Origin of the sequence: Propionicimonas sp., assembly GCF_047606205.1 — a bacterium.
Lineage (GTDB): Bacteria > Actinomycetota > Actinomycetes > Propionibacteriales > Propionibacteriaceae > Propionicimonas.
This window is the reverse complement of the sequence record NZ_JASGES010000032.1, coordinates 23766-38995: the sequence shown is the minus strand read 5'-3', so window position 1 is coordinate 38995 and position 15230 is coordinate 23766. Positions and strand designations below refer to the sequence as shown.

Here is a 15230-nt window from a genome sequence, read left to right as displayed (position 1 = left end):
GAGTTGGGGACGGTTCCGCTTTCGGTCCGCCCCCCGGTCCGGCGGCCCGCTTGGACCGAGTAAGGAACCGTCCCCGCCTGGACCCCCCGTTCTGGACCGAGTTGGGGACGGTTCCGCTTTCGGTCCGCCCCCCGGTCCGGCGGCCCGCTTGGACCGAGTAAGGAACCGTCCCCGCTTGGACCCCCCGTTCTGGACCGAGTTGGGGACGGTTCCGCTTTCGGTCCGCCCCCTGGCCCGTCAGGTCGGTTGGACCGAGTAGGGAACCGTCCCCGTTCAGGGGGACGGCGGCTGATCGGGGACGCGGGCGCCTCCGATCGTGCGGGTGCGGAGGCGGAGCAGGCAGGATGTGCGCATGAGTGACGAACCGGCGGCCGAACGGGTCGGCGCGCTCGCGCCGTTCCACAACCCGACGTTCGGCGTGCTGTGGGCAGGGGTGGTGTTCAGCAGCATCGGGGCGTGGGCGCAGACCGTCGGTGCGCAGTGGCTGTTCATCAACGATCCGAACGCCGCGACGATCGTCTCCCTCGTGCAGACCGCGGCCACGTTGCCGATGATGCTGTTCTCGCTCGCCGCGGGGGTGCTCGCGGACGCCTTCGACCGGGGCCGGATCCTGCTCTGGGTCCAGGTCTACTTCCTGGTGGTGGCGGGGCTGCTGGCCGCCCTCACCGCGCTCGACCGGATGCCGCCGCTGCTGCTGCTGGCCTTCACCTTCGCGATCGGCGTCGGCAACGCCGTGCTCGTGTCTACCTGGCAACCGCTGATCACCGAACTCGTGCCGCGCGCGCACCTCGCGGCGGCCATCCGGCTCGACATGGTCAGCGTCAACGTCGCCCGTGCCGTTGGACCCGCGATCGCCGGCGTGGTCATCGCCGCGTGGGGCGTCCCGCCGGTCTTCGCGCTCAACGCCGCGCTCACCCTCTTCCTGATCGTGGCGCTGCTCACCTGGCGCAGGCCGGCCCGCGACGCACCGTCCGCGGCCAGGGAGCGCTTCCTGCCCGCCCTGCGCACGGGCGGACGCTACGTCCGCCACGAACCCGTCGTCCGTCTGATCCTCACCCGGCTGGCGATCTTCGTCGCCCCTGCGACCGCGATGTGGGCACTCCTCGCCCTGATCGCCAACCGCCAACTCGGCCTCGGCGCGGACGGCTACGGCTTCCTCTACGGTGCGCTCGGCGTGGGGGCGGTGGCCGCCGCCTTCACGGTCGGGCGGCTCGGCGGGCGATTCTCCGCCAACACGCTCCTGAGCGTGATGGCGATCGTCTACGGTGCGGCGTTCGCCCTCACGATGGCGATGCCAGGGATCGCCGGCGCGCTGCCGCTGCTGGTCGTCCTCGGCTACGCGTGGACGGCCACCGTGGCCATCCTGAACGCGGAGCTCCAGCTCTTCCTGCCCGGCTGGGTGCGGGCCAGGGCCGTCGCGGTGTACATGATGACCTTCACCGGTGCGCAGGCCCTGGCGTCGCCGGTCTGGGGGCTGCTCGCCCAGCACGTGAGCCTGGCCGCCGCCGTGTGGATCGCGTCCGCCCTGGTCGTGCTGGGCGGCCTGGTGGGCTTCGCCTGGCACTTCCCGGAGAGCTCCGGACTGGACCGCAGCCCGCTGGCGTTCTGGAACGACGCCATGCTGGTGGTCGAGCCCGAGCCCGACGCGGGCCCCGTCCAGGTGAACGTGGAGTACGTGGTGGAGCAGGCGAACTACGCCGCGTGGCGCACGGCGATGGACGGCATGCGCCGCTCGCGGCTGCGCAGCGGCGCGAGCCGGTGGGACCTCTACCGCGTCGGCGAACGTGCCGACACCTACCTGGAGGTGTTCACCGTCCCCTCGTGGGCCGAGCACCTGCACCAGCACCAGACCCGTCTCACCGCGGAGGACCAGGCGATCGAGGAGCACGCCTTCTCCTTCACCGCGCTGCCGCCCAAGGCCGAGCACCTGCTGCCCACCGACCCGGACTGACCCGCCGGAGGCGCAGGACGCGGAGGGCCCCGGCTCAGGCCCGCCAGTAGCCGGTGAAGCTGATCCGGGACGCGGCCAGGCCGGCCTTCTTCAAGGCTTTGCGGCCCCCGGTCGCGAGCGAGGACTCCCCGACCACGAAGGCGTAGCCGTCCGGGTGCGGCGCGACCTGCTGCAGTTCGGCGAGGGCGAACTGTCCGGCCGGGCGGCCGCTGCCGTTGCGCACCAGCCACTCCACCCGGACACCCTGCGGCGCGGCGATCGAGCCGGCGTCCTCCTCCGAGGGCACCTCGAGGAAGGCCCGCCCGACGGCGTCCTCCGGCAGGTCGCGGAGGATGCCACGGACGGCCGGAAGGCCGGTCTCGTCGCAGGCGAGGTAGATCTCGGCGGCGTCCTCGGGCGGATCGAAGATCACCCCCTGGTCGAGGAAGCCGACCGGGCTGCCGGCCGCGGCGCCGACCGCCCACTTCGCCACCGCGCCGCCGAGCTGGCCGTCGTGCCAGTGCAGGACCACGTCGATGTCCAGCTCACCGCCGTCGGCCGCCGGCCGGAACCCTGCGACCGTGTAGTTGCTGCAGTGTGGGCGCTCGCCCGAGGGGATCAGCAGGTAGGAGCGGTACCAGGCCCGTCCCTTCACCGTGGGCAACCGCAGCGCCGCCCCCGGCTGGGGCGGCAGGAACAGCCGGAACCAGTGGTCGCGTCCCAGCCACTCGAACTCCGCCAGGTCCGGGCCGGCGATGGTCACGCGCTGGAAGGACGGCGAGAGCGCTTCGGTGCGCACCACGCGGGCGTGGAAGAGACGCGGGTCGCTGGGCATGAGGCGCGGGTAGCGGGACATCGGGTCGTCCGTTCAGAAGGTCGGCGAGCATTTAGGTTAGGCTCACCTTACCTAATAGGACTAGGCTCTCCCCATGCCGTCCGCCCTGCTCCGCCGCGCCGCGCCCGAGGCAGGCCCGGCCGTCCCGGTACGGACGCCGGGCGCGGGGCAGGGACGCGGCACCGCCGGCGCCTTCGGCCTCCTCGTGGCCTGCCTCCTGGTCGTGATCGTGGCCAGCCTCTTCCTGGGCAGCAATCCGGTTCCCCCCGGCACCGTCCTGCAGGGGTTGCTCGATCCCTCCACCGACACCCAGTCGATCGTGTGGGGCTCACGCGTCCCGCGCACGCTGCTCGGCCTGCTCGTCGGCAGCGCACTCGGTGTCGCCGGGGCGGTCATGCAGGGCCAGACCGGCAACCCGCTCGCCGATCCGGGCCTGTTCGGGGTCTCCGCCGGAGCCAGCCTCGCCGTCGTGCTGGGCGTCTACGTCCTCGGCGTGAACTCGATGCTGCTCAGCCTGGGCCTGTCCCTGGCCGGCGCGGTCGTCGCCAGCGTGGTCGTGTTCGGCGTCGCGGCGCTCGGCCGGGGCCTGGCCAGCCCCGTCCCACTCGCGATCGCGGGCACCGCGGTGTCTGCCCTGCTCGGCGCGGTGACGTCCTTCCTGGTCCTGCGCGACCCCGAGAGCCTGGAGGCCTACCGCATCTGGGTGGTCGGGTCGCTGTCCGGCCGGACGCTGGAGGGCCTCGGCTGGGTGCTCTGCTTCCTCCTCGCCGGCCTGCTCTGCGCGCTGGGCAACGTCCGCTCCCTGAACAACCTCGCCCTCGGCACCGAGATGGCCCGCGGCCTCGGCGAGAGCCTGTGGCGGGCCCGGCTGGTCGGGCTGGGCGCGATCACCTTCCTTTCCGCCGGCGCCGTCGCCCTGGCCGGCCCGATCGGGTTCATCGGCCTGACCGCGCCGCACGTCGGCCGCGCCCTGGTCGGCGGCAACCACTACCGGCTGCTGCCGGCGTCCGCGCTGGTCGGGACGCTCGCCCTGCTGGCCTGCGACGTGGTCGGACGCCTGATCGGCGGGCAGGCGGAGGTCTCGGTCGGCGTCGTGCTCGCCACTCTCGGCGGGGTCGCGTTCGTCGTGATCGTCCGCAGGGCGAAGCTGGCGGCGCTGTGACCGCCCCGTCGCCGCACACCCTCTCCGACCGAGCCCGGACGGAGGGGCTCCCGATGACCCGTGCGGGGGTGCGCATCGGGCCGCTGGGGCTGCCGTGGCGGCTTCGCGTCCTGGTCGTGACACTGGCGTGCCTGCTGGCCGTCGTGATCGCCTTCGTCGTCGGGATCGCCGCCGGCTCCTCCACCATGACGATCTCCGACGTGCTCCGGACGCTGGCCGGCGCCGGCACGAGGCCGCAGCAGTTCATCGTCTTCGAGTTGCGGCTGCCCCGCGCGGCCGCCGGCGCGGCGGTCGGCCTGTGCCTGGGCCTGGCCGGCGCGCTCACCCAGACCTTCTCCCGCAACCCGCTGGCCACCCCCGACATCCTGGGCGTCACCTCCGGCGCGTCCGCGGGAGCGGTGACCGCGATCGTGATCGGTGGCGGCGGCTACTCGGTCGGCTCGTCCCTGCTCGGCTTCGGCATTCCCGTCGTGGCCACGGTCGGCGGGCTCGTCGCCGCCGCGGTCGTCTACGGCCTGTCCTGGCGGGGCGGGGTGGACAGCTACCGGATCATCCTGATCGGCATCGGCATCACCGCCAGCCTCGGCGGCCTGACCAGCTACCTGCTGGTGCGCGCGCAGATCACCCAGGCCACCGCGGCCACCCAGTGGCTGGTCGGCAGCCTGTCCGGGGTCTCGTGGGCGAGCGTGTGGCCGATGGTGCTCGCGCTGGTCGTGGTGCTGCCGCTCGCCCTGGCCCAGTCGGCACCGCTCGGGATCACCCAGCTCGGCGACGAGTTCTCGACCAGCCTCGGCGTCGGGCTGCAGCGGCACCGGCTGCTGGTCATCGCGGCCGCAGTCCTGCTGACGGCGATGGCGGTCTCCGCGGCAGGCCCGGTCGAGTTCGTCGCGTTCGTCGCGCCACAGGTCGCCCGCCGGATCGCGGGCACCGGCCGGCCGCCCCTGTGGGCGTCCGCCCTGGTCGGGGCGACCCTGGTGGTCGTCGCCGACATCGTCGCCCGCACGGCGTTCCCCGGCGAACTGCCGGTCGGCATCCTCACCGCGATCATCGGTGCGCCCTACCTGATCTGGCTCCTGACCCGCCGCAACCGCAAGGAAGTGATGGCATGACCATGGCCCTGCAGGCCGAGGGGCTCACCCTCGGCTATGACCAGGTGACGGTCTTCTCCGACCTCGACCTGTCCATCGAGGAGGGATCGATCACCACCCTGATCGGCGCGAACGGCTGCGGCAAGTCGACCCTGCTGAAGGCCTTCGGCCGCCTGCTCGCGCCGAGCCGGGGTACCGTCCGGCTCGGCGGGACGCCGATCCGCCACCTCTCGGCCCGCGAGGTGGCTCGCCGGCTGGCCGTGCTTCCGCAGAAGCCGCTCACCCCCGCGGCCACCTCCGTGCGCGACCTCGTGATGCGCGGACGCCACCCGCACCAGAGCCTGCTGCGTCCCTGGACCCGCGAGGACCAGGAACTGGTCGCGGAGGCGATGGCGGCGACCGGCGTGGGCGAGGTGGCCGAGCGGGACGTCAGCGCGCTCTCCGGAGGGCAGCTGCAGCGGGCGTGGATCGCGCTGGTGCTGGCGCAGGCCACACCGACGATCCTGCTGGACGAGCCGACGACCTTCCTCGACCTCGCCCACCAGCTCGACGTCCTGCGCCTGGTCCGCAGGATCAACGCCGAGCGGGGCAGCACGATCGTGATGGTGCTGCACGACCTCAGCCTCGCCGCCCGCTACTCCGACCGGCTCGTGGTCCTGCACGACGGGGGCGTCCTCGCCGACGGGGACCCGTGGTCGGTGCTGACGCCCCAGGTGCTGGCGACGGCGTTCGGGCTGGCCGCCGACGTCATCCCCGACCCGAGCTCCGGGACGCCGCTGGTGGTGCCGCTGGAGCCTGCCGACAGCGGTGCCCTCGCCCTCGTGGAGGCCGCCGGCTGAGCCCGGCCCGGGCTCCCTGACCGGCGCCGGGCTCGACCTTGCGGGCGACTGGGGTGCCGATCGCCGCCCCGGGCTCGACCCCGCCGCCCCGGCCTCCAGGGCGGCGGTCCGTGCGTCCGCGAGCGGACATGCGAATTAGCTAAGGTTAGGCTAACCTAAATCCCATGCCTTTCCTCGCGTCCACGACCCGCGCCCTCCGCGCGGCCCTCGTCCCCGCCCTCGCCCTCCTGCTCGCGCTCGGCGGGTGCTCCAGTTCCACCGCTCCCGGGGCGGCCCCGTCCGGCTCGGCGAGCGCGTCCGGCTGGAGCTACACCGACGACCTGGGCCACAGCTTCACCCTCGACCACGTGCCCAACCGGATCGTCGGCTTCACCGACCAGGCGCTGTCGCTGATGAGCTACGGCGTGCAGCCCGTCGGCGTCTTCGGCCGCATGGACGTGGCCAGCGACCCGCGGTTCTCCGGCTACGACATGAGCAACGTGGCGATCCTGGGCAACACCTACGGCGAGATCGACCTCGAGGCGCTGGCCGCCCTGCAGCCCGACCTCATCGTGACCGCGCAGTACCCGTCCGACCGGGAGGGGACGATCGACCCGAAGGAGCCCTTCTACGGCCTGAAGGACCTCGAACAGCAGAAGAAGCTGGAGGCCATCGCGCCGATCCTGACCATCAAGGTCGGGGGCGCCGGACTGGACGTGATCGAGTCGAACACCAAGCTCGCGCTCTCGCTGGGCGCCGACCCGTCGAAGGTGGACGCCGACAAGCAGGCCTACGAGACCTCGGCGGCGCACCTGACCACGGTGGCCAAGGAGAAGAACCTGCTCGTCTCGGCGATGTACGCCGACGCGGACGGCGTCTACCTGGTCAAGACCGCCGACGAGCCGGAGACCCAGCTGTACGCCAGCCTCGGGGTGAACTACCTCGACCCGAACCCCGACGGCGACTACTACTGGGACATCTACAGCTGGGAGAACGCGGGCAAGGTCAAGAACGTCGACGTGATCCTGATCTCCAGCGAAGGGTTCCAGAAGGCCGACCTGCTCAAGCAGGCCACGTTCGCCGACTCCCCCGCGCTGGTCGCCGACCAGATCTACGAGCGCAGCCAGTCGATCCTCAGCTACGGGCAGCAGGCGAAGAACATCGACATCCTGGCCGGACAGCTCGAGAAGTCGAACAAGGTCACCTGAGCGCTCGCGCCCGAACCCGTCGTCCGGAACCGAGGAACCGTCCCCGCGTACTCGTTGCGGGGGACGGTTCCTTCGTGCGCTACGAGGGGACGCTTCCCGCCCGCCACTGCGGCAGCACCAGTTCCCTGGCCGGGTGGATGTCGTAGTCGGCCATGTAGTCGAAGATGCTGCGCAGGGCGACCCGCTCGGGGTCGTGGTAGTACGGACGCTGCGCCTCGCCGAGATCCGGCCACGCCCCGTCGAAGCCGAAGGCCCAGGTGAACATGTTCTCCGGTGGGTCGGCGACCGCGAACTGGCAGTCGAAGCCATGCTTCTCGCGGACGGCCGCGACCCGGCGCCAGGTCGCGAGGAAGGGCGTCCAGTCCCCGACGATCGAGTAGCGGCGCATGACCACGGTGCGGCCGGGTTCCCCGGGCGGGTTCACCACCTCCACCCGGACCGGACGCACTTTCACGTTGCCGAACACGTGTCCGGACTTGAGGGTGTCGAGGGTGGCCGTCCGCGGGTCGGCGCGGACGGCCGCCTCGCCGTCCGCGGGCTCGGGATGGGAGTAGAGCCAGGTCAGCTTCGGCTCGGCGTCCGTCTCGACGAAGGCCCGGTGGGTCTCGAACCCGTGGTCCGTCCGCACCGCCACCTCCTGCTCCCACAGCGGGAGGTAGGCGTCCAGGTGGTGCGGCTTGACGCTGAACCGGTGCAGGAAGGTGGTCACGGCCCCACCCTAGGCCGGACGCCACCGGCGCCGGCGGCGCGCGCGGAGCCGCCCCGCCGTACCGAGAGTGAACGGGAAAGGAACCGTCCCCTGAACGAAAACGGGGACGGTTCCTTTCCCGTTCGCTGGTCTGTCCCCGTTTCCGTTCAGGCTCTGCGGGCTCAGGCGCCGACGTGGGCGGCGAGGTACTCCCCGGTCAGGGTCGAGCGGGACGCGACGAGCTCGGCGGGCGTCCCGGTGAACACCACCCTGCCGCCGTCGTGGCCGGCGCCGGGCCCGAGATCGATGATCCAGTCGGCATGGGCCATCACCGCGAGGTTGTGCTCGACGACGACCACCGACTTCCCTGCGTCCACCAGCCGGTCGAGCAGACCGAGCAACTGCTCGACATCGGCCAGGTGCAGCCCGGCCGTCGGCTCGTCGAGGACATAGATCGCGCCGTCGGCGCCCAGGTGCGTGGCCAGCTTGATCCGCTGCCGCTCGCCGCCCGACAGGGTGGTCAGCGGCTGGCCGAGGGTGAGGTAGCCCAGGCCCACGTCGACGAGTCGGGCCAGGATCGCGGCGGCCGGCGGCGTCCGCGCCTCGCCGTCGCCGAAGAAGCCGAGCGCCTCGGACGCGGACATCGCCAGCACCTCGCTGATGTCGCGGCCGCCGAGTCTGTAGCCGAGCACGGACGAGTCGAACCGCCTGCCCTCGCACACCTCGCACGTGACCGCGACGCTCGCCATCACCCCCAGGTCGGTGTAGGTCACCCCGGCGCCGTTGCAGGCGGGGCACGCCCCCTCGGAGTTCGAGCTGAACAGCGCCGGTTTCACCCCGTTCGCCTTCGCGAACGCCTTGCGGATCGGCTCCAGCAGGCCGGTGTAGGTGGCGGGATTGCTCCGCCGCGACCCCCGGATCGGGGCCTGGTCGATCGTCACCACCCCGTCACGGCCGGACACCGACCCTGCGATCAGCGAGCTCTTGCCCGAGCCCGCCACCCCGGTCACGGCGACCAGCACGCCGAGCGGGATGTCGACGTCCACGTCACGCAGGTTGTGCGTGCGGGCGCCGCGGATCTCCAGCGCCTCCCGCCACGTCCGCGCGGACGGCTTCAGCGACGCGGCATCGTCCAGGTGCCGCCCCGTGATCGTGCCGGAGGCGCGCAGCCCGGCGACGTCGCCGGCGTAGCACACCGTCCCGCCGGCCGCCCCCGCACCGGGGCCGAGGTCGACCACGTGGTCGGCGATCCCGATCACGGCCGGCTTGTGCTCGACCACGAGTACGGTGTTGCCGGCGTCCCTCAGCTGGAGCAGCAGCCCGTTCATGCGCTGGACGTCGTGCGGGTGCAGCCCCGCGGTCGGCTCGTCGAACACGTAGGTGACGTCGGTGAGCGCGGAACCGAGGTGGCGAATCATCTTCGTCCGCTGCGCCTCGCCACCCGACAGCGTCCCCGCGGGGCGGTCGAGGGACAGGTAGCCCAGACCGATGTCGGTGAACGCGTCGAGGTGGTGGCGCAGCTTCTCCAGCAGCGGCGCCACCGATGCGTCCTCGATGCCGCGCGCCCACTCGGCGAGGTCGGAGATCTGCAGCGCGCTGGCCTGGGCGATGTTCAGCCCGGCGACCTTCGCCGAGCGGGCCAGCTCGGTGAGCCGGGTGCCCCCGCACTCGGGGCAGGTGCCGAAGGTCGTGGCCCGGTCGACGAAGGCGCGGATGTGCGGCTGCAGCGAGTCGGGGTCCTTGCTGAGCATCGACTTGGTGATCCGCGGGATCAGTCCCTCGTAGGTGACGTTGATGCCCTCGACCTTGATCCGCTTCGGCTCCGCGTACAGCAGCGCGTCCAGCTCGCGGGTGGTGAAGTCGCGGATCGGCTTGTCCGGGTCGAAGGACCCGGAGTTGGTGAAGATGCGCCCGTACCACCCGTCCACGCTGTAGCCGGGCACCAGCAGGGCGCCCTCGCGGATCGAGCGGGACGCGTCGTAGAGCGCGGTCAGGTCGAAGTCGGAGACCTCGCCGCGGCCCTCGCAGCGCGGGCACATGCCACCGACCAGCTCGAAGTCGCGCCGCTCCTTCACCGTCCGCCCGCCCCGCTGGACGCTGACCGCGCCGGCACCGCTGATCGAGGCGACATTGAACGAGAACGCCTGCGCGGACCCGACGTGGGGCTGGCCGATCCGGCTGTACAGCACGCGGAGCAGCGCGTAGGCGTCGGTCGCGGTGCCGACCGTCGAGCGGACGTCGCCGCCCATCCGCTCCTGGTCGACGACGATCGCCGTGGTCAGCCCGTCGAGGACGTCGACGTCGGGCCGGGGCAGGGACGGCATGAATCCCTGCACGAAGGTGGAGTACGTCTCGTTGATCAGGCGCTGGGACTCGGCGGCGATCGTGGCGAACACCAGCGAACTCTTGCCCGAGCCGGACACACCGGTGAACACGGTCAGCCGCCGTTTCGGCAGCTCCACGCTCACGTCGGCCAGGTTGTGCTCCCTGGCCCCGACGACGCGGATCAGGTCATGGCTGTCGGCGCGCATCGCCCGATGATGCCATCGTCGGTCCCGCCTCACCAGTGGCGGGCGAGAGGAATTGCGCGCCAGCTGTCGCGGCCCTTTCAACGGCCAGATCGCCCGAACTGCGTGCAATTCCTCCCACCGCGGCCCGTCCCGGCCCGCCACTCACCGTCAGCGGATACCCCGGAACCCGAACCGGAACTCCAGCGGCCCCGAGGGAACCAGGTACTCCGGGTGGGTCATCGCTCCCCACGCGTGGTCTCCGGCGACGCCCCGCCGCATCAGGGCGGGACGCAGCACCGTGCGGTGCACCGGCGGCAGTTCGTTCGGGTGCAGGGCGTTCTCGATCTCGAACGGCGTCCACGGCAGGGCGGAGAACTCCATCGGGACCTCCGCGTCGAACCGCAGCCCCGCCCCGCGGTCGTCGGTCACCTCGGCCCAGCGGACCCCGGTGTGGCTGCCCGCCTCCTGCGGCCGGACGTAGGGCGTGAGCTGGGTCCGCACGTCGCCGGTGTGGACGTCCACCCGGGCACCCTTCCTGCGGTCCGCGTAGGACTCCTGGGGTCCTTCCCCGTACCAGCGCAGGTGCCGCAGGGACGCGTCGGCGGTGAGCAGGAGCCCGAACTCCGGCAGGTCGGGCAGTCCCTCGCCCGGCCGCAGCGCCATCGTCACCCCGACGTGGCCGTCGCCGTCCACCCGGTACGTGACGTCGCACTCGCCGGCCGGCGTGGTCGGGAGGACGTAGGTGAACCGGACCTCCGCGGCGCTGTCCACGACGTCGAGCGCCGGGATGATCGGCGGACGCTGCCGCGGGTAGCGGCTGGCGAGCAGCCACTGGCCGTCCCGGAAGGGCATGTCCCAGCCGCGTTCGTTGGACGTCGGGGCGTGCCAGAAGTTCGGCTGCGGGATGCTCCGCAGCAGTTCGCGCCCGCCGTCGGAGGTGAGGCCGTACCGGTAGGAGATCAGCCCGCCGTGGATGCCGGAGAACAACGCGAGGAAGTGCTCGCCGCGGACGCCGATGTTGTGGATGCCGGTGACGATCTCCGGTGCCCGCTGCGGCCTGGCCGGACGGGGCGGTGCCGCCACCGTGAACACGCCCTGCTGGTGGCCCACCTCGTGGCCGGCCGGCGCCCAGGCGGTGGCCGCCCGCAACCGGAAGGACACGTCGACCGTGTACTCCCCGGGCAGGGCGGGCAACCCGAACGGCAGCGGGTAGCTGCCGGTGTCCCCCGGGGCGACGTCGGTCCCGACGGCCGCCTCGGCCAGCGTCCTGCCCTCGCGTCGCAGCGTCACCACGCACTCGTAGGCGGAGGTCGGGGTGAACAGGTGCCGGTTCTCCACCTCGAACCCCTCGCGACCGACGACCGTCCGGAAGCCCTGGTAGAGGTACTTCATCTCCGGCACGAACGGCTTCGGGGTGTGGTCGGCGAACAGGATGCCGTTGGCGCTGAAGTCGCCGTCGTGCGGGGCCTCGCCGGCGTCGCCGCCGTAGCCGAAGTAGGGCGTGCCGTAGCGGTCCACGAGCGCGATCGCCTGGTCGGCGAAGTCCCAGATGAACCCGCCCTGGAACAGCGGGTCGCGGTAGGCCAGGTCGACGTACCGGTCCACGGCACCGAAGGAGTTCCCCATCGCGTGCGCGTACTCGCACAGGATGTACGGCTTGTCGCGATGGGTGGCCAGGTACTCCTCGATCTCCGCGCTCGGCGGGTACATCCGGCTGACCACATCGGAGGTCTCCGGGTACCGCGGGTCCCAGTAGACGCCCTCGTAGTGCACCGGACGGGTGTCGTGGGCGCGGAACCAGTCCGCGACGGCGAGGATGTTCGACCCGCCGAAGGACTCGTTGCCGCAGGACCACATCACCACGCAGGCGTGGTTCTTGTCCCGCTCGAGCAGGTTGGCCGCCCGGTCCAGCAGCACGTCGTGCCACTCCGGCCGGTCGCCGGGGACGAGCTCCTCCAGGGTGGTCAGACCCCGTCCGTGCTGCTCCCACAGACCGTGCGACTCGAGGTTCATCTCGTCGATGACGTACAGGCCGTAGATGTCGCACAGCTCGTAGAAGAAGGAGTTGTTGGGGTAGTGGCTGGTACGCACGGCGTTGATGTTGTTCGCCTTCATCAGCCGGAGGTCGGCCTCGGTCTGCTCGCGGCTCATCACCCGCCCGGCCGAGCCGAACTCGTGCCGGTTCACACCGGTGAACACCACCCTGCTGCCGTTGATCTTGAGCAGGCCGTCCTCGACGCCGAAGCGCCGGATGCCGACCCGCTGCGGCACCACCTCGGTGACCGCGCCGGAGGCGTCGGTGACCTCCAGCAGCAGGTCGTAGAGGTACGGGTCCTCCGCGCTCCACAGCCGGGGGGACGGCACGGTCAGCGAGAGCGTCCCCTCCTCCGCCGCGGTGAGCTCGCCGATCCCGGCCAGCGTCGCCCGGACCGCGCCGTCGCCGGCCAGGGCGACCTGCACCGACACGGTGGCCTCGGCGAGGTCCGCGCGGACCCGGGTGGTGACGCGGACGTCCTCGGCGTGGACGGCGGGCCGCCGGTACAGCACGACGTCACGGAAGATCCCGGAGAACCGGTAGAAGTCCTGGTCCTCGATCCACGAGCCGGCCGTCCACTTGAACACCTGCGCGGCGAGGGTGTTCTCGCCGTCGATCAGCGCGTCGGTGAGGTCGAACTCCGAGGGGGTGAACGAGTCGGCGCCGTAACCGATCCAGGTGCCGTTCAGCCACACCGCGACCGCGCTCTCGGCGCCCTTGAACGACACGCTGAGCCGCTCGCCGGCGGCCAGCGGGCGGTCCAGGGTGAACGTGGTCACGTAGCTGCCGACGGGGTTGTAGCGCAGCGGCACCTGGCCGGGGACCACCGCCTCGTGCCCGTCCCAGGGGTACTGCACGTTGGTGTACTGCGGACGGTCGTAGCCCTGCAGCTGGAGGTGGCCGGGGACGGCGATGTCGTCCCAGCCCGAACAGTCGAAGTCGGGCGCCTCGAAACCTGGCAGCGTGGACGCCGGGTTCTTGGCGTAGTGGAACTTCCACAGCCCGTTCAGGCACTGCTCGAAGCTGCTCTCGTCCCGCTCGGCCTCCGCCGCGCAGGCGAACCAGCGGTGGTCGGAGTGCGCGGGGAGGCGGGACTCGCCGAACCAGGTCGGGTCGGCGATGCGGTCGATGTCGAAAGTCACTTGATTGCTCCTGTGATGCCCTGGGCGAAGCTGCGCTGCAGGACGAGGAAGATCACCATCGTCGGCAGCGAGGCCAGCAGAACCGCCAGCATCAGCATTCCGTAGTCGGTCACGTAGCCCGCGCGGAGGTTCGAGATCAGCATGGGCATGGTCTGGTAGGCGCTGTTGACGAGGATCACCTTCGGCCACAGGAAGTTGTTCCATGCGGCCATGAACGTGATCACGGCCGCGGCGGCGTAGGTCGACCTCATGGTTGGGAGGAAGATCCGGAAGAAGATGTTCAGCTCGCCGAGCCCGTCGATCCGGGCCGCCTCGAGGATCTCGTGCGGGAACGACCGGGACGCCTGCCGGAACAGCAGCACCAGGAAGGGGGTCGCGATCGCCGGCAGGATCACCGCGAAGGTGGTGTTGGTCAGGCCGAAGTCGGCGAACATCCGGAACAGCGGGATCATCGTCGCGGCGAAGGGGATCATCATCGCCAGCAGCAGGACGCTCATCAATCGGTCCTTGCCCAGCGAATGGAACACCTCGAAGCCGTAGCCGGCGATGGAGCACACGATCAGCGCCAGCACCGTGGTCGCGACGGCGTTCACCGCCGAGTTCCACATGGCCGAGGCCACGTCCTGCTGACCGACCAGCTTGGCGAAGTTCTCGCCCAGCGCCGTGCCGGGCAGCAGCCGCGAGTTGAGCACGTCCTGGCTGGTGTTGGTGGCCGAGACCACCATGAAGTAGAGCGGGAAGACCGAGACGATCGCGGCGAGCGCCAGGAAGGCGTAGCTCGGCACCCGGCGCAGCGCGGACCTAGTCACGCTTGTCACCCACCTTCATCTGGATCCACGCCAGGATCGCAACCATGATCAGGATCACGTAGGAGATCGCCGACCCGTAGCCGACGTTGGAACTCTTCTGGAACGACAGCTCGTACAGGTAGTGCGACATCGTCATGGACGTGTAGGCCGGGCCGCCCTGGGTCAGGTTCCACGACTCGTCGAACAGCTGGATGGTGCCGTTGGTCGACATGATCGCGGTGAGCAGGATCATCGGACGCAGCTGCGGGATCGTGACGTGCCAGAAGGTCCGCCACGAACCGGCGCCGTCGATCCGGGCCGCTTCCAGCGTGGAGTAGTCGAGGTTCTGCAGTGCGGCGAGGTAGAAGACCATGTTGTAGCCGGTCCAGCGCCACAGCAGGCCGAGGATGATCACCAGCCGGGCGGTGCCGGTCTGGCCGAGCCAGTTGATCGGCGAGTCGATGAAGTGCAGCCCCATCAGCGCGTCGTTGACGATGCCGTCGGTGGCGAACATCGTCCGGAAGACCAGGGAGTAGGAGACCAGCGAGACCGCGCACGGCAGGAAGATCGCGGTGCGCCACAGGCCCTTGAACCGCAGCTTCGGGTCGTTCAGCAGGTTGGCCAGCACCAGCGCCAGGACCAGCATGATCGGCACCTGGATGATCAGGTAGATGAAGGTGTTCTGGACGGTCATCTTGAAGATGTCGTCCTCGAACAGGCGCGCGTAGTTGTACCAGAGCGGGTCGGCCCACCTCAGACGGCTGCCGCGACCGGTCTGCAGGGAGAGCAGGAACGCCTGGAACATGGGCCAGAAGTTCATCCATCCGATCAGGATCGCCGCGGGGATCAGGAACAGCCAGCCGGTCAGGTTGCGGCGCTGTTCGAGGCCTCTGCGCCGGCCCCGGCCCCCGTCGTCGGAGGGGGTGTCGGCCTTCCTGCGGATGACGCGGGGCGGCCGGTCCGGCAGCACTGCCGGTGCGGGTTGGGTCACGGGAATTCCACCTTTTCGAGCCGGGTGGGGCCGGC

The 15230-nt window shown here is 71.0% G+C and carries 11 protein-coding genes; 5 read left to right on the top strand and 6 right to left on the bottom strand.

Translation table 11 applies throughout. The features are described 5' to 3' along the window. The first annotated feature begins 352 nt into the window (after positions 1 to 352). Positions 353 to 1951, top strand: coding sequence for an MFS transporter (locus QM633_RS02125; RefSeq protein ID WP_415152072.1), 1599 nt, complete (start codon positions 353 to 355; stop codon positions 1949 to 1951). 34 nt (positions 1952 to 1985) lie between these two features. Here QM633_RS02125 and QM633_RS02120 read toward each other — a convergent pair whose 3' ends face one another. Beyond that, complete coding sequence (locus QM633_RS02120) at positions 1986 to 2765, bottom strand: siderophore-interacting protein (RefSeq protein ID WP_415152071.1); 780 nt, start codon at positions 2763 to 2765, stop codon at positions 1986 to 1988. 94 nt (positions 2766 to 2859) lie between these two features. Here QM633_RS02120 and QM633_RS02115 point away from each other — a divergent pair, with 94 nt between their 5' ends. From QM633_RS02115 to QM633_RS02100, 4 genes are all read left to right on the top strand, one after another. Further along, positions 2860 to 3927, top strand: a complete 1068-nt coding sequence (locus QM633_RS02115) for a FecCD family ABC transporter permease (protein ID WP_415152070.1) — start codon at positions 2860 to 2862, stop codon at positions 3925 to 3927. Positions 3928 to 3980: 53 nt separating this feature from the next. After that, positions 3981 to 5036, top strand: coding sequence for a FecCD family ABC transporter permease (locus QM633_RS02110; RefSeq protein ID WP_415152069.1), 1056 nt, complete (start codon positions 3981 to 3983; stop codon positions 5034 to 5036). Beyond that, the gene (locus QM633_RS02105; RefSeq protein WP_415152068.1) at positions 5033 to 5854 is read left to right on the top strand and encodes an ABC transporter ATP-binding protein; all 822 of its coding nucleotides are present in this window, start codon (positions 5033 to 5035) and stop codon (positions 5852 to 5854) included. Before QM633_RS02110 ends, QM633_RS02105 begins: the two co-directional genes overlap by 4 nt. Before the next feature lie 164 nt (positions 5855 to 6018). Next, positions 6019 to 7041 (top strand): ABC transporter substrate-binding protein, encoded by a 1023-nt coding sequence (locus tag QM633_RS02100; RefSeq protein WP_415152067.1) that lies wholly within the window; start codon positions 6019 to 6021, stop codon positions 7039 to 7041. A 79-nt stretch (positions 7042 to 7120) separates the two neighbouring features. Here QM633_RS02100 and QM633_RS02095 read toward each other — a convergent pair whose 3' ends face one another. The 5 genes from QM633_RS02095 to QM633_RS02075 all read right to left on the bottom strand — a co-directional run bounded on the left by QM633_RS02095 (position 7121) and on the right by QM633_RS02075 (position 15195). Next, positions 7121 to 7750 carry a hypothetical protein gene (locus QM633_RS02095; RefSeq protein WP_415152066.1) on the bottom strand — a complete coding sequence of 210 codons (630 nt, stop codon included), beginning with the start codon at positions 7748 to 7750 and terminating at the stop codon, positions 7121 to 7123. A 161-nt stretch (positions 7751 to 7911) separates the two neighbouring features. Further along, the gene (locus QM633_RS02090) at positions 7912 to 10260 is read right to left on the bottom strand and encodes an ATP-binding cassette domain-containing protein (RefSeq protein ID WP_415152065.1); all 2349 of its coding nucleotides are present in this window, start codon (positions 10258 to 10260) and stop codon (positions 7912 to 7914) included. Between the two features lie 147 nt (positions 10261 to 10407). Continuing rightward, positions 10408 to 13416: a glycoside hydrolase family 2 TIM barrel-domain containing protein gene (locus QM633_RS02085; RefSeq protein ID WP_415152064.1), complete on the bottom strand. Its 3009-nt coding sequence runs from the start codon at positions 13414 to 13416 to the stop codon at positions 10408 to 10410. Next, complete coding sequence (locus QM633_RS02080) at positions 13413 to 14225, bottom strand: carbohydrate ABC transporter permease (protein ID WP_415152063.1); 813 nt, start codon at positions 14223 to 14225, stop codon at positions 13413 to 13415. The genes QM633_RS02085 and QM633_RS02080 overlap by 4 nt, the downstream gene beginning before the upstream one ends. Then, complete coding sequence (locus QM633_RS02075; RefSeq protein ID WP_415152062.1) at positions 14218 to 15195, bottom strand: carbohydrate ABC transporter permease; 978 nt, start codon at positions 15193 to 15195, stop codon at positions 14218 to 14220. The genes QM633_RS02080 and QM633_RS02075 overlap by 8 nt, the downstream gene beginning before the upstream one ends. Between the last annotated feature and the right edge of the window lie 35 nt (positions 15196 to 15230).

Bases quoted from the DNA above. Each gene is read 5' to 3' on its own strand.
- QM633_RS02120 (WP_415152071.1), bottom strand. From the start codon at position 2,765: ATGCCCAGCGACCCGCGTCTCTTCCACGCCCGCGTGGTGCGCACCGAA.
- QM633_RS02125 (WP_415152072.1), top strand. From the start codon at position 353: ATGAGTGACGAACCGGCGGCCGAACGGGTCGGCGCGCTCGCGCCGTTC.
- QM633_RS02090 (WP_415152065.1), bottom strand. From the start codon at position 10,260: ATGCGCGCCGACAGCCATGACCTGATCCGCGTCGTCGGGGCCAGGGAG.
- QM633_RS02110 (WP_415152069.1), top strand. From the start codon at position 3,981: ATGACCCGTGCGGGGGTGCGCATCGGGCCGCTGGGGCTGCCGTGGCGG.
- QM633_RS02100 (WP_415152067.1), top strand. From the start codon at position 6,019: ATGCCTTTCCTCGCGTCCACGACCCGCGCCCTCCGCGCGGCCCTCGTC.
- QM633_RS02115 (WP_415152070.1), top strand. From the start codon at position 2,860: ATGCCGTCCGCCCTGCTCCGCCGCGCCGCGCCCGAGGCAGGCCCGGCC.
- QM633_RS02105 (WP_415152068.1), top strand. From the start codon at position 5,033: ATGACCATGGCCCTGCAGGCCGAGGGGCTCACCCTCGGCTATGACCAG.